The organism is Maribellus mangrovi, assembly GCF_037646455.1.
Lineage (GTDB): Bacteria > Bacteroidota > Bacteroidia > Bacteroidales > Prolixibacteraceae > Draconibacterium > Draconibacterium mangrovi_A.
The window spans coordinates 559641-574681 of sequence record NZ_JBBIXN010000003.1 but is presented as its reverse complement, the minus strand read 5'-3'; the positions used below and the strand labels follow the sequence as shown (position 1 = coordinate 574681).

The window sequence follows — 15041 nt, the reverse complement described above, 5'->3', positions numbered from 1 at the left end:
TGTATTTCTATCATTGATAGAAGCCGGTGTTGCGAAACGGAGCGTAAATATAGCAACAGAAATGGCAAAAACATCGAAATCAAAAACCTTTCGGAAATACTCCCAAAATATTGTACATTCGCTGTATTAACTTTAAAGTAGAAACCGTGTCGAAAAATCTGGTTATAATTCCTACATACAACGAAAAAGAGAATGTTGAAAAAATGATCCGCAAGGTTTTTTCGTTGGAAAGGCCTCTCGATTTATTGATAGTTGAAGACAATTCGCCCGATGGCACAGCAGCTATTGTAAAAAAGCTGATGAAGGAATTTCCCGACAAGCTTCATATTCTTGAACGAAAAGGGAAACTGGGTTTAGGCACCGCCTACATCGCCGGTTTTAAATGGGCACTTGAGAGGGACTATGCAGCCGTTTGTGAAATGGACTGCGATTTTTCGCACAATCCCGATGATCTGCTCCGGCTTTTCGATGCGATTGAAAATGGTGCCGACGTGGCTATCGGTTCGCGCTACATTAGCGGAATAAACGTAGTAAACTGGCCCTTGGGAAGGGTTCTGATGTCGTATTTTGCATCGATGTATGTACGCATTGTTACAGGTATGAATGTACACGATACCACTGCAGGTTTTGTATGCTGGAAACGTGAGGTACTGGAAACCATCGACCTCGACGAGATCAAACTGATTGGCTACGGCTTCCAGATCGAGATGAAATTTACGGCCAGCAAATTCGGATTTAATATCCAGGAAGTTTCCATCGTATTCACCGACCGACAGGAAGGAACATCGAAAATGAGCGGCGGTATTTTTAACGAAGCTCTTTGGGGCGTTCTGAAAATGAAAATGCGAAGCTTTACTAAAAAATACGAAAGAACGGACAAGTGAATTTCGAATGATGATTAGCGATTTTAGATTTATTTCTTCAGTTCTTAAATCGATATTCTCAAATCAAAATATTATGAAGGCTGCCAAGTGCAGCCTTTTTTTATTTTTAACTTGTAACAAAACAAAGATTGTTTGTCTATGAAAGTAGAAAAACAAATCATGAGCGAACAGGATAATAGATTTAACCATTTATTTGAAGAGAACAAGGACCGCATTTATCGTATATGTTGTTCCTATGTTCGTGGAGAGCAAAACCGGCAGGATCTTTTTCAGGAAATTTTCATAAATGTTTGGAAGAACCTCGATTCATTCAGAAATGAAAGCCATATCAATACGTGGATATACAGGATTTCCATAAATACTTCAATCAATTTTTGCCGGTTACAAAGCAAAAACGACAAGCGTTGTCAGGAAATTAAAAAAGATATTCTTTCGGATGGAGAGCATGAACTGTCCATGAAATTCAGACAGGACAAGGAACTCGAAAAAATGTTTGATGCCATTAACCGGCTTCCACTTCTGGAAAAAACAATTGTGAGTTTGCAGCTTGAAGGAATCGATCATGCAGGTATTGCTGATGTTTGCGGATTAAGCGAAGGAAATGTGAGGGTTCGCTTTCACCGCATAAAAAAGAAACTTAAACAAATGATGGAGGAAAAAGAAAATGGATTTTGATCAACTGTCTAAAAAATACAGAAATATAAAATCGCCTGCTGAGCAATTATCAGATGCGACCAAAGATGCGGGAAAGGCAAATAATATTTTTGAAAAAATAAAAAAACACGATACTTATTCAAAAAAACAATCAAAACAGTTTTATATTATCACTTCTATTGCGGCTGTTGTTTATGTTTTAATATTCATTGTCAATCCCGACCCCGATCTGACATTAAAGAACCGATTAGCAGGTAGTGCATTTATTCTCGCTTCGGTCATTCTCGCCTTTTTATTCAAGATAAAACACAAGCGAATTTCAAATACCATGTATTTATCTTCTACCAAAAAATTTCTTGAGGAAGCACAAAAAAGGTTCCGGTTTTGGAATCGCAATCAATTATGGCTCATCCCGGTTGTGCTGTTGGTTGATGTTGCCAGTTTAGGATCGATTTCTAAATATTTCGATTTCTTAAGCCAAACGTCTTCCGTCATTCTTTCTCAGTTTCTATATTTTGGCTTACTCGCTTTTGGTTTTTTTATGGGCAAAAAATCGTGGACAAAAAAGAAAAAACCAATCTTACTGAAAATCGAGAAAATGTTGGCAGCGTTTGATGAGCAATGATTAACTTTGCTTAAAAGACAGGGAAGATGAAGACATTAATCAAGGATGCAACGATAGTTAACGAGGGTTTAAAATTTAAGGGAAGTGTTTTAATCGATGGTGAAACCATTGAAAAAATATTCCCCCATGTTGTTCCGGTCAATTTGGATTTATCGGATACGGAGACTATCGACGCCACTGGATTGCTACTTGTTCCAGGAGTAATTGACGACCAGGTACATTTTCGCGAACCCGGGCTCACCCATAAAGGAGAAATTATTACCGAAAGCCGGGCAGCCGCTGCAGGTGGTGTTACTACTTACATGGAAATGCCAAACACGAATCCGCAAGCAGTTACCCAGGACGAACTGCAAAAAAAATACGACCGTGCTGCTGAAGTTTCGGCAGTGAATTATTCGTTCTACATGGGGGCAACCAACACCAACCTGGATGAAGTGCTGAAAACTGATCCTAAACAGGTTTGCGGCATTAAAGTTTTTATGGGATCGTCCACAGGTAACATGCTGGTCGACGATGATCAAACACTGTCGGAGATCTTTAAACATGCGCCAACACTGGTGGCCACGCACTGCGAAGATGAAGCTACCATCAAAAAAAATACTGAAATTGCCCGGCAGCGTTATGGTGAAAATGTTCCGATTTCACGCCACTGTCACATCCGAAGCGACGAGGCTTGTTACATCTCCTCATCAAAAGCGGTAAACCTGGCATCGAAGTTCGATACCCGTTTACACATTCTTCATCTTTCTACAGCAAAAGAAATGAGCCTGTTTGCTCCCGGAAAAGTGAGCGATAAAAAAATTACTGCTGAAGCCTGCGTACATCACCTTTGGTTCGACGAACGCGATTACATTGAAAAAGGCACCCACATAAAATGGAATCCTTCAATAAAATGTACTTCGGATAAAGAAGCACTTTGGGAAGCTCTTTTGTCAGACAAAATTGATGTAATTGCCACCGATCATGCTCCACATACATTGGAAGAGAAGAACAACAGTTACTTCAAGGCGCCGTCGGGTGGCCCGCTGGTTCAACACTCGCTGATAGCCATGCTCGAAATGAGCAAAAAAGGATTTATCACTATCGAAAGAGTGATAGATAAAATGTGCCATGCACCTGCCGATTTGTTCAGGGTAAACAAACGCGGCTATATTCGCGAAGGCTACTTTGCCGACCTGGTGTTGATCGATCCAAACGACAGCTGGATGGTTAGCCCGGCAAATATCCTATACAAATGTGGCTGGTCGCCATTCGAAGGCACAAAATTTTCCTATAAAGTAGCTTCAACATTCGTTAACGGGCAACTGGTATACAACGGTGAAAGTATTCTACCCGAAATCAGGGGAAAAAGAGTAAGCTTTCAGTAAACGAACACATCCCTCCGGGGACTCGGAAGGATGTGCCAATATTGCTTGTTGAGGGAAATCTAAGAGGGATTGTACCCTAGTACCAATTGGCATTTCGAAATTTTTTGGTACGAAATCTAATGATGTACAAAGTTTATTGTCCCTTAGATCAAAGCCTAAAAATATCAAAGGCCGCTGCATCCTACAACAATCGAATGACTTATTGTATAAAGGTTTGATTTGACGGTACGAACAACCGATCAGTACGTATAAATTCAGTCGAAGAAAATTTTGGGAGAGTAAGTGAGCGCAATTCTTTGGTTCCCGTTTTTGAGCAAACACCGTCGTTTCCCCTTATCCACTTCCGATAAAAACTTCTCGTTGATCACATGAAAACGACTGATGCGCCTGAATGTATTTTCGGGTAACAATGAAATTAGGTTTCTTAAATTATAGGTTACCAGCTTTTTACTTTCATCCTGCATGTTAATTTCGGTGTAATTACCATCGGCCTGACAATAAACAATTTCACCCGGATTTACCAAAATGTAACCGGTCCGGGTATTAAAACGAATCTTTGAGACTTCCTTTCCCACCAATTTCTGAATGTACTGAAGGTCGAATTCTTTTCCGGCAAGTTCGGCATATTTATTTACGGCTCTGACCAGCTCGTTTTTATCCACCGGTTTGAGTAAATAATCGGTGGCATTTGCCTTAAAAGCTTCAATTGCATAACGATTGTATGCTGTTACAAAAATTACATGTGGTACATGGTTCTGCTTCTTCATCTCTTCCACAACATCGAATCCACTTTTTTTATCGATCCGTATGTCCATAAAAACCAGTCCGGGATGATACTGGTAAATTTTCCGCAAGGCATCATCCGAACTTGTTGCTGTTGCCAAGAGGTCAACCTGGGGGCAGGTTTCCGCCAATAGAATCGACAAGTAATCGATGGCTTCCTGCTCGTCGTCAACAATAATTGCATTGATCTTATCCAACATAGTGCTAGGTTTTATTAGTTAATTCAACTGGTATGAATAGTTCAATTCTTGTTCCCTTAGCATTTCCTGAACTGTCTTTCAAATCGTGGATTTCCTGTACAATATGCTGTTTTCTTCCGGCATTTATTTCATCAATTACACTTTGTATGGTTTTCAAACCCAAACCAATCGACTCTTTTTTCAGCTTAGCCGATTTCTCACGCCCGATCCCGTTGTCCTCAATCGTGATTCTCAGTGTTGTATTTTCTAATCGGACATCAACTTTTAAGAAACCGCCCCTACCTTTCGGAACAATACCGTGGCGAATCGCATTTTCAACATGTACCTGGATGATCATCCGCGGAACCATGATGTCATTTAATTGCCTGTCTGTAATATTCAACTCATAGTCAAAAAGTTCCTTAAACCTGAATTTTTGCAATTCAATAAAGTTTTGAACCATCTCCATTTCCTGTCCCAAGGCAATCAGTGTATCATCGAAGTTATCAAGCAAAGTTCTGGTCATCCTCGAAAAGCGCATAAAAACCTCGTACGCCTGATTGGTATCGCCTTTTTTGATCACCGAAGCCACTCCGTTGAAAGTGTTAAAAATAAAGTGTGGATTTAACTGGTTTCGAAACGACTTTAATCGTAAATCGCGCACCTGATTCTGTAATTCGTATTTTTCTTTTAGCTGGCGGGTTGATGCCTTTTGCCACAGCCAAATAATACTCGCAATAACCAGGTAAATAAGTAAATACAAAGGATACTTCAACCAGTAAAAAGAATTATAATTGAGTGAATAATACATTACACTGTTGTAATTGATCACCATAAACTGATCCTTTACAGGGCTCTGCACAATGACCGAACTGTTATCGACAGGGAGTTCAGGTTTTAATATGAGTTCATCATTGAAGTGATCCTGGAAAATATGAAATTGATTTTTAAGATCATGTGTAAAAAATACCAGATTATCCTTTCCCGATAAATCAAAAGCTGTGCGAATAAGGTTCTGCGATTTAAAATTTAAATCAAGCGAACTCCTGAGTTTTAAATCACGATCGAAATAAAATACTTTTCCTGTACCCGACAGTACTGCATAACAGCTATCATTCAGCGGCTGAAATCCAACATTGTTTCCTAAATCGCCTTCCAGGAAAAGGGTGTCGCTAGCTTGTTGCTCTTCTCCCAGCTTAACTTTGGTAACAAAACTTAAAGGATTCTCGCTCGAATAGTTGTGGTAAAGCACCAGCAGTTCGCCTTTGCTTTTATCAAGAAAATCATAATAAATGCGGGATGCAATACCGGATGGGAACTCAACAGGTGGAAACTCGGTTTTTAAATCGGAATTAAAAACAAAGAGGCGGGGGCGGTCGTCGAGGTACTTTACTTTGGTATCGGCCGTAATGTTTTCGGCCGATGATCCAACGCACAGCAATTCGGCAGTCCCGTCAGCATTTAAATCGAAAGGAGCTAAAGCCGAAAAATGCACCCCAAATTCTTCTGATAATTCCAAGATTTCAGTGTCGGGATGAAAAACAAACAGCTTTCGCGGAAACCAGTTGTAGCCAACAATAAGACCAAATACCAGTTCCTCATTTCCGTCGCCATCGAAGTCGAAGTATTCCATTTGATGCACCGAAACATCAAGATCGGTTCGCCGTCGTGTATCTACGGTGGCAACAAAGTAAGTATGAAAGGGATGAAGCGTATCGTAAGGTTCTACCCAACTCATAAAAACCGAATCTTGTTTAGCAGTAAAGCCATAAACTTCTTGTAGCCCATCATTATCAACATCGAAAAAAAACAAGTTTGTTAGCCTTTCTACAAACTTGAACGGAAAGTTGAATTGATTGAATAACTTTCCATCCGGGGTAAAACACTGAAAAGCAAGGAGATCTTGTTCTGCCTTAAATGATTCCACCCTATCGGGCTGTCCATCGTTCTGCAGATCACTGAATAATATTTTTCCTTTAATCCCTGCTCTACGTTCAATCGAATCGAGTGAAATTTTGTACTTACTGAATACCGGCGGCAACATCGCAACAATCGGAATTGTAATGATCAGAGCAAGAAACCATATGGATGTCAATATGCGTTTCATGAAATGTTATTCGTCCAACATATTACGGGGCATTTCTTTGGTAGCTTTGGCCCCCAGTTTTTTAATATTCTCGGCCCGGCGAACCAGATTTCCAGTCCCGGTATGTAACTTGTTCAGTGCCGAATCATAGGTTTTACGGGTAGTATCGAGGTTCTTGCCCAGGTTCTCCATATCGGCTATAAAATTTACAAATTTATCGTAAAGCGCCCCGCCTTGTTTGGCAATTTCCAATGCATTTCGGGTTTGATTCTCCTGCTGCCAAATGGAGGAAATAGTGCGCAGTGTAGCCAGTAAAGTCGACGGACTCACCAATACCACTTTCTGATCCCAGGCAAACGAGAACAGTTCCTGGTCTTCCTGAATAGCCACACTGAATGAAGCTTCTATCGGAATGAACAGCAACACAAAATCGGGAGAATTCAGTTTGCTGGCCGACTGGTAATGTTTTTCGCTCAAACCCTTTATGTGCGTTTTCAAACTCAGCAAATGTTCTTTCAGGTATTTCTGACGCTCTTCCTCTGTTTCAGCATTAACCGCTCGTTCGTAGGCAATCAGCGAAACTTTCGAGTCGACAATGATGTGTTTGTTATCCGGAAGATTGATAACAATATCGGGTTGAACACGTTTGCCGTCTTCGGTGGTATCGCTGAATTGTTTCTGATACCCCTGCTCTCCTTCATTCAATCCCGACCGTTCAAGAATACGTTCCAGAACTACTTCGCCCCAGTTGCCCTGCTTTTTAACGTCGCCTTTTAAAGCCTTGGTCAGGTTGCTCGCTTCCTCGCTGATTTTATTATTCAGATCGTACAACTTCAGAAGTTCGGCCCGTAGTTGCGTTTGATCTTTTAAGCCTTTTTGGTAGGTGTCTTCCACTTTCTTCTCAAATAGCAGAATCTTTTCTTTTAACGGATTCAACACCTCGCCAATATTTTTTTGATTGACTTCCGTAAATTTCTTACTGTTGGTTTCCAGAATTTTATTGGCCACATTTTCAAACTCGATGGTAAATTTCTTTTGCAGCTCTTCCATTTCCTGCTTTTGTGTGGCCAGCTTTTCACGCAGGTTGGCAAATTCCACCTCGGCTTTTGCCAGTCGTTGCAGGTTGCCTTCATTCTGGCTTTCCACCGTTTTCAGCTCTTCTTTCAGAGATTCGTTGTCGGTATTTAATATGCTAAGCCTTTCGGTGAGTTGAGCCTGTTTAATTTCAAGTTCGCTTTTCTGTTCAAGCCATCCCGAATTCTTCGTTTTTGATTTTATCTGGCTCCATAAAAAAGCAATTATCGCCCCCAACAACAGTCCAACAACAAGGTAGATGATTTGCATAATGTGTTTATTTTAATCTTAAAAATACAAAATTGAACACAAGCTCTGTTGATTCGGGCAAAAAACTATTGAGCGAATTTTCAGCCGCCTGATATTTTGCTAATTTAGTTCGCCTAAATTACCCTTCCATGGATGTAAAAATCGAAGCCGGTTGGAAACAGCATCTGGCTACTGATTTTGAGAAAGAATACTTTACACAACTCTCCGAATTTGTTCGAGAGGAGTACAAAACCAAACGGATTTTTCCTCCGGGAAAACTGATTTTTAATGCTTTCGATCAGTGTCCTTTCGAACAGCTTAAAGTAGTGATAATCGGACAAGATCCGTATCATGGGCCGGGGCAGGCACACGGACTTTGTTTCTCGGTAAACGACGGAATCCCGTTTCCGCCAAGCCTGCGCAATATTTTTAAGGAATTAAAAGATGATGTAGGCAAAGAAATACCAAAAAGCGGTGACCTTACCGACTGGGCCAAACAGGGTGTGTTGCTGCTAAATGCTACATTAACAGTTCGAGCTCACCAGGCCGGTTCTCACCAGAAAAAAGGCTGGGAAGAGTTTACCGATGCAGTCATCCAAACGGCCAGCGAACAAAAAGAACACCTGGTATTTTTACTTTGGGGAAATTATGCCATCAGCAAACGAAGACTGATCGACGAAAGCAAACATTTGGTGCTAACTTCAGTACATCCGTCGCCATTGTCGGCCAGTCGCGGTTTTTTTGGCAATAAACATTTTAGCCGGGCAAACGCGTTTTTAAAAGAAAAAGGATTGGCACCGATCAATTGGTAACAAAAAAACCGATACAAATTGTATCGGTTTCTAATATCATTAAAGCTAGTAGATTACCATTTATAAACAATGGAGTTGATGTTCATTCCGGCACCTACCGAACAGAGTATCGTATAATCGCCCTCATTTACTTCCTGACCTTCCATTTTTCCTTTCATCACCAGATCGAGCAGCGTCGGAACAGTTGCCGTTGAGGAGTTTCCAAGTTTACGAATGCTCATTGGCATAATTCCTTCCGGGATTTCCTTTTCACCATAGGCTTTAAAAACACCAGCAAGAATAGCCTCGTCCATTTTTTCGTTGGCCTGATGAATAAAGATCTTTTTCACATCGCTCAATTCAATGCCGGCTTTTTCGATGCTGTCTTTCACTACTCCCGGTACGGTAGTTATCGCGTAGATATATAACTTGTGACCTGTCATTTTTATGAACAACTCATCGCCTTCAAAATCAGGATTGCTCGATTCTCCCAAAGTCAGCAAACTGGCATACTGAACAGAATCGGAACGACTTGAATGAGCAATGATACCAATGGGCTCTTCGCTTTCAACTGCCTCAACAACAGTAGCTCCTGCACCATCGGCGTAGATCATCGAATCGCGGTCGTGTGGATCGGAAATTCGTGACAGTACATCAGCACCAACCACAACTCCCCGTTTCCAGAATCCACTCTTTATATAAGCATCGGCAACAATCATGGCCTGTGTCCATCCCGGACAGCCAGATACTACATCGTGACAAATGCAAGCCGGATTCTTCAGCTTCAGCTTCATTTTTACTTTATTGGCCAAACCTGGAAGAATATCGGTACGCACATTACCTTCGTAGATGTCGCCAAAATTATGGCCCAAAATGATAAAATCGAGGCTGTCTTTTGAAATGCCGGCATCTTTACAGGCTTCTTCAATAGCCAAAGCCGCAATGTCAGAAGTCACCTGGTCTTCCGCAACATACCTTCTTTCCTCAATATTAGTGATCTCTTTAAACTTTTGGATGATCTCCTCGTTGGTTTTATCCTCAATTTTTTGTTTTGAAGGCGTATAAAACTCGTGGTTTAAAAAATAACTGTTTTTAATTATCTGAGGAGGAAGATAACTTCCTGTTCCTATAATCCTTGTATAAGTTTGCTTTGTCATAATCCTGCTACTCAGTCTATACTTCCGTTGTATTTTTTCAATTCAAAGTTCTTGCCATCGAATACTCCATATGAGAAACTGCTGATCCAGTCGCCCAACAAAATAAAAGTTGCCTTTCCATCCATCTGTTGTTTTGTCATGCGGTGACGATGTCCCATAACAAAGTAATCAATCGGCATGGTTTTCAAAAAATCAGCGGCAAATTTATACATTCCATCCTTAACTACCATAAAATCATCATCAATATCAGATTTTGATAACCTACTGGATGCCGACCATTTATGTGCCAGCCAGAATGCAAAATTGGGATGCAAGCGCGAAAAAAGCCACTGCATTGTTTTATTGGTAAATACCTTTTTTAAAAACAAGTAGCCTTTGTCGGATGCATCGAGGCCATCGCCATGTGCTAAAAAGAATTTTTTGCCTTGTATTTCAGTGATAAATTCCTCATGATGAACAGTAACACCGGTTTCTTCGGCCAGGTAATCAAAAACCCACACATCGTGGTTTCCGGTGAAGAAATGAACAGGGATTCCACGATCCGTAAGATCGGCGATCCGCCCCAGAACACGGGTAAAGCCGCGTGGTGCTACTTTTTTATATTCATACCAAAAATCGAAAATGTCACCCAGCAGGTAAAGTTCGGCCACATCGTTTTTAATCTCGTCGAGCCATTGAGTAAAACGCAGTTCGCGCTCCCGGTTATTTTTAAGCGCCGGTGCTCCAAGATGAACATCGGAAACAAAATATATTAAACCTTTTTCTGACAAGATGAAGTTGTTTTGATTTATTTCAGCAAGTTGGCCACTGCCTTTTCCAAACCCGGTCCCTTGAGATTCTTTGCCACAATCTCACCCTCTTTATCGAGCAGGTAATTCGACGGTACCGACTGGATATTGTACACACGGGTAGCCAATGCACTGCCTTCCATATCGCCCACATTTATCCAGGTAAGTTTATCCTGATCGATAGCATCTACCCACTCTGCACGGTTTTGGTCGATGCTGACCTGGTAGATCTCGAAACCTTTGTTTTTATACTTTTTGTAAAGTTCAACCAATACCGGATTCTGGATTCTGGAACCACGATCGACGGCCGACCAGAATTGCAGCAACACCACTTTCCCCCTTAAAGATGCCAGGGAAATTTCGTTTCCTTCCGGATCGGGCAAAACAATATCGGGGCTGTTCTGACCTTGTTCCTGAATAAATTTTTTCATTTTAGCCGACTGTTCCTGACGAACAAACTGCAGCGCATCGTTGTATAAAGCCTGCACCTGCTCCGATTGCGGGTAAATGGAATAAAGCGCCGAAGCTGCTGTTTTCATCACCTGCAAATCGCTAACAATATATCCCTGATCCTGCGGTCTGAATTTCTGATACAGCGCCAGCACACTGGCCATCGAAAATGGATTCTCGCGAACAAAGTTGGTCGAGAACTCGATTTGTTCTTCCACAATCCGGTCGTACTCAGCACTCCATTTCGGGCGTACCGCATCGTAATCGGGATTTCCTTTGTAAAGATCGTTTAACGAACGTAAAGAGTCGAGCTTATTTTGTGTTTCCTTTAGCTTCGCATCGAGCGTCCGAACCTGTTCTGAACCCATAGAACCTGTAACACTGTATTCTCTGTGAAAATTAGCAGCGTCGGCACTAATTACCACATTTTCGGCCGAATCGACCAGCAAAGTAATAAAGTTGCGATCGTCCAGTTTCAGTAAATAATAGGTCGGAATACTGGCCTGCCCTTCAAATTTGAATTCGCCTTTTTTGTTGATTTTATCTTTGCCCGCCGGCTTTAGTGAACTGGTGTGCAGTTCCTCCAAATAAATGGTATCGCCTTCGGCATGTGTTATCACACCACTAATTGTAAACTGATTTTCCTGTTTCGAGCAGCTAACAAAAATAACTGCAATAACGATCAATAAATATGAAATTTTCTTTATCATTCCTCTGAATTAAAGGGCGTAAAATTAATAAAATTGAATAGAGGAAAAACAGCAAAACATCATTTATAACATATTTTAAATCCTGAATGCCCGGAGTGAAGTAAATATTTCACCTTGCAGAGAATAAATTGTCAAAAACAGATGGTATATTGGGGCAATTATCCTGAATAAATCAGCATTAAAAGACGAAAACCTAAAAAGGGATTTTCTGTGGCTAGAAAATTTTCGATACGTTTGTAGCAAATTTATTTAAGCAGACCGCTTTTAAAACATGAAGATTCATCATTCGCTGGATAATTTCGATGCCCGTTCGACGGTAGTTACTATCGGTACTTTCGACGGCTTGCACAAAGGTCATCAGCTGATATTAAAAAAGCTGAAGAACCTGGCTGCCGAAATAGGCGGTGAAACCGTGGTTTTCACGTTTTATCCGCACCCACGAATTGTGACAGCTTCCGATGCCAGCAGCCTTCGATTGCTCACTACGAAGAATGAAAAAACAGAACTTTTCAGAAAAGCGGGGATTGATCATCTTGTTATTTATCCTTTTGATAAAGCGTTTGCTTCACTGAGTTACGCCGAGTTTGTTAAAGAGATTCTGGTGGATAAAATACGCACCAAATGCCTTGTTGTGGGTTACGACCATAAATTCGGGAAAAACCGCGAAGGTGGATTTGAGTACCTGAAAACATGTGCCGACAAGTACAATTTCAGAATCGAAAAACTGGATGCACTGAGCGTTGAAGGTGAAAATATCAGTTCTACACTCATTCGGGCTGCCCTTCAAAGCGGCGATATTTTAAAGGCTAATCATTATTTCGGACACCAGTTTACCTTGCACGGCACCGTAGTTGAAGGCAAACAGCTGGGCAGAAAAATGGGATTCCCGACAGCCAACATCGAAGCATCGGACAAATACAAAATTATTCCGGGATATGGCGTTTATGCCGTGACCGTTGAATTCGACGGCAGAAAGTTAAAGGGAATGCTCAACATCGGAACACGCCCAACCTTCAATAAAAATGCTGATAACAGAAGTATCGAAGTCAATATTTTTGATTTTTCGGAAGACATTTACCGGAAAAAAATCACCATCAATTTTGTGGCTAAAATCAGAGACGAGAAAAAATTTCCGGGAATAGAAGCACTGGTAGAACAGTTGAAGAAGGACCGGAAAAATGCACTGGAAATTCTGGATACTAATGATTAATTGTTCATCGCCAAATCGCACACAATGGGTAAATGATCGGAATACCTGAAATTGAGTGTTTCAAAATTATATGCTTTCAAGTTCTTGCTATGTAAAATGAAGTCGATGCGGAACGAAGGCAGTTCACCCACGTAAGTTCGCCCGAATCCTTTTCCTGAATCCACAAAAGCATCAGCCAGATTTTCACCAATCACATGGTACGAATAGGAAGTTGGCGTATCGTTAAAATCGCCACAAACAATTACCTTGTAAGGGCATTCATCAATGTGTTTCCGAATTTCATTTGCCTGAAAAGCACGTCGCTCAAAAGCATCTTTCATTTTCACACCCAATTTCCGATACACCTCGCGACTTTTCTCTTCCTGGATATCAATACTCTCCAGGGCCTCGTAATCTTTGGGCTCGATGTGGTACGATTGCAAATGCAGGTTATACACACGAACCGTATCATTTTCAATAAGCATATCGGTGAAAATGGTAATGTTTCGCGATTCTTCAAAACGAATTTCACCCATGTTAATAATCGGAAAGCGAGTCATAGTTACCGAACCAAAAGTATTACTCGACCGTGCAAACTGGTAGTGTTTTATGTTTTCAAGGTCGCTGACTGTTTTGGCCAGATTAAAAATATTGTTTTTCCGCAGGCGGCTTTCCTGCAGGCAAATAATATCAGCATTTTGTTCGGAAAGCATCGAAATAATCTGAGCTGCATTTTCCTTTTTATCGCGTTTATCACGATCGCCGCTAAACGAACGAACATTGTACGACAGAACTTTTACATCGGTATCATCGGAGTTTTCGCCTCCCCACTGAAAGAACCGGGTAAAATTACCAAAGCCGACAAGAATGGCGATAAGCGAGATAAATGCAAAACGCATTCGAAAGATCAACCAAAGAATGATAAACAAAACATTAATGCCCAGTAGAATGGGATAAGCCAAACCTATAAATGCCGGTATCCACACCTTGTCGGGAGGGATGAATACCGAAATATAAGCAGCCAGCAAACCCAGCACTGCCACTACATTCAGGATAATCAATATGCTTTGAAGGGCTTTCTTCACCTTTTTATCTTTTCCTTAAGCAAGATATAAAATTCCACGTAGGCAAAAACGTAAAATATCTGAAATCCGTATTCGAAAGTGCTAAATTAGTCCTCATTTCAGTTCGATATTTTCGTACAGGCCATCATCCGGTCGCGCCCCGAAAGATCCTTTCTACACTCAACTGATTTAAAACCAAAATGTTTTAACATGTCTCCCATTTCAAGCGCCAGGTATTCGTTGATCTCGAAAAACATGCGACCATTCTCCTTCAGCTTTTCCTTTGCAAATTCGGCAATTGTTCGGTAAAAAATCAGCGGATCGTTATCGCTAACATAAAGTGCGTCTTTAGGTTCATATTTCAGCACATTATCATCCATCAATTTTTTCTCGCTCTCGCGCACATAAGGTGGATTGCTCACAATCACATCAAACTCCTCCCACTCAACTGACCTCCAATCCAAAATATCCTGTTGAAAGAATTTCACGTCCAGCTTATTACGCTGTGCATTTTCGCGTGCGGTTTGAAGTGCACGTGCTGAAATATCAATGCCTGCTACTTCGGCTTGGGGAAGTCCTTTTTGCAAAGCCAATGCTATACAGCCGCTTCCTGTTCCCACATCCAAAATCCTTGCGTGGCTTGTTGTATTTTCCTCCAGGATCCAGGCAACCAATTCTTCCGTTTCGGGCCGCGGGATCAATACTGATGGAGTGACTTTAAGTTTTAGATCGTAAAAACCGGTTTCGCCTAAAATGTATTGAACGGGTTCGAATGCTTTTAAACGGTTCACTATTTCTCTGACCTCGGGAAACTTTATACCGTCCAGCTCTTCATGCTTTCGAAGCATCTGTTCGGTATAGCTCAATCCGTAAACCGATTCAATAATTAAACGACAAAAACTGTTAATCTCTCTGGCAGGATAAAGTTCCTTCAATTCGTTTTCGATGTATTGAATAGTTGTTTGCATTGCTTATTTTTGCAAGTACAAAG

General features: G+C 41.1%; 14 protein-coding genes. 6 read left to right on the top strand and 8 right to left on the bottom strand.

Features of this window, described 5'->3' with window-relative positions; all coding sequences use genetic code 11:
* Window positions 1-146 precede the first annotated feature (146 nt).
* The 4 genes from WFY05_RS15270 (at window position 147) to WFY05_RS15255 (ending at window position 3530) form a co-directional block, all read left to right on the top strand.
* Window positions 147-884, top strand: coding sequence for a polyprenol monophosphomannose synthase (locus tag WFY05_RS15270; protein ID WP_340113763.1), 738 nt, complete (start codon window positions 147-149; stop codon window positions 882-884).
* A 138-nt stretch (window positions 885-1022) separates the two neighbouring features.
* On the top strand, window positions 1023-1559 hold the full coding sequence (locus WFY05_RS15265; protein ID WP_340113762.1) for an RNA polymerase sigma factor: 537 nt from the start codon (window positions 1023-1025) through the stop codon (window positions 1557-1559).
* Entirely contained in the window at window positions 1549-2163 is a 615-nt protein-coding gene (locus WFY05_RS15260; protein WP_340113761.1) for a hypothetical protein, read from the top strand. The genes WFY05_RS15265 and WFY05_RS15260 overlap by 11 nt, the downstream gene beginning before the upstream one ends.
* A gap of 26 nt (window positions 2164-2189) precedes the next feature.
* Window positions 2190-3530 carry a dihydroorotase gene (locus WFY05_RS15255; RefSeq protein ID WP_340113760.1) on the top strand — a complete coding sequence of 447 codons (1341 nt, stop codon included), beginning with the start codon at window positions 2190-2192 and terminating at the stop codon, window positions 3528-3530.
* Window positions 3531-3784: 254 nt separating this feature from the next.
* On the opposite strand, the gene WFY05_RS15250 is transcribed toward WFY05_RS15255, so the two are convergent.
* The 3 genes from WFY05_RS15250 to WFY05_RS15240 are packed head-to-tail and all read right to left on the bottom strand — an operon-like array spanning window position 3785 to window position 7922.
* Window positions 3785-4513 (bottom strand): LytR/AlgR family response regulator transcription factor, encoded by a 729-nt coding sequence (locus WFY05_RS15250; RefSeq protein ID WP_340113759.1) that lies wholly within the window; start codon window positions 4511-4513, stop codon window positions 3785-3787.
* 4 nt (window positions 4514-4517) lie between these two features.
* A complete protein-coding gene (locus WFY05_RS15245; RefSeq protein ID WP_340113758.1) occupies window positions 4518-6599 on the bottom strand; it encodes a sensor histidine kinase in 2082 nt (693 codons plus the stop codon).
* 6 nt (window positions 6600-6605) lie between these two features.
* Window positions 6606-7922, bottom strand: coding sequence for a DNA recombination protein RmuC (locus WFY05_RS15240; protein WP_340113757.1), 1317 nt, complete (start codon window positions 7920-7922; stop codon window positions 6606-6608).
* Between the two features lie 128 nt (window positions 7923-8050).
* Between WFY05_RS15240 and WFY05_RS15235 the strand changes: the two genes are divergently transcribed.
* Entirely contained in the window at window positions 8051-8713 is a 663-nt protein-coding gene (locus tag WFY05_RS15235) for a uracil-DNA glycosylase (protein WP_340113756.1), read from the top strand.
* Between the two features lie 53 nt (window positions 8714-8766).
* Here WFY05_RS15235 and WFY05_RS15230 read toward each other — a convergent pair whose 3' ends face one another.
* The 3 genes from WFY05_RS15230 to WFY05_RS15220 are packed head-to-tail and all read right to left on the bottom strand — an operon-like array spanning window position 8767 to window position 11797.
* Entirely contained in the window at window positions 8767-9849 is a 1083-nt protein-coding gene (locus WFY05_RS15230) for a 3-oxoacyl-ACP synthase III family protein (RefSeq protein ID WP_340113755.1), read from the bottom strand.
* Window positions 9850-9860: 11 nt separating this feature from the next.
* Window positions 9861-10619 carry a UDP-2,3-diacylglucosamine diphosphatase gene (locus WFY05_RS15225; RefSeq protein ID WP_340113754.1) on the bottom strand — a complete coding sequence of 253 codons (759 nt, stop codon included), beginning with the start codon at window positions 10617-10619 and terminating at the stop codon, window positions 9861-9863.
* 17 nt (window positions 10620-10636) lie between these two features.
* Complete coding sequence (locus tag WFY05_RS15220; RefSeq protein ID WP_340113753.1) at window positions 10637-11797, bottom strand: redoxin domain-containing protein; 1161 nt, start codon at window positions 11795-11797, stop codon at window positions 10637-10639.
* Between the two features lie 271 nt (window positions 11798-12068).
* Here WFY05_RS15220 and WFY05_RS15215 point away from each other — a divergent pair, with 271 nt between their 5' ends.
* Window positions 12069-13007, top strand: a complete 939-nt coding sequence (locus WFY05_RS15215; protein ID WP_340113752.1) for a bifunctional riboflavin kinase/FAD synthetase — start codon at window positions 12069-12071, stop codon at window positions 13005-13007.
* Here WFY05_RS15215 and WFY05_RS15210 read toward each other — a convergent pair.
* Complete coding sequence (locus WFY05_RS15210; protein ID WP_340113751.1) at window positions 13004-14071, bottom strand: endonuclease/exonuclease/phosphatase family protein; 1068 nt, start codon at window positions 14069-14071, stop codon at window positions 13004-13006. The two genes, WFY05_RS15215 and WFY05_RS15210, sit on opposite strands and share 4 nt — an antisense overlap.
* Window positions 14072-14169: 98 nt before the next feature.
* Window positions 14170-15018, bottom strand: coding sequence for a peptide chain release factor N(5)-glutamine methyltransferase (prmC, locus tag WFY05_RS15205; protein WP_340113750.1), 849 nt, complete (start codon window positions 15016-15018; stop codon window positions 14170-14172).
* Window positions 15019-15041 lie beyond the last annotated feature (23 nt).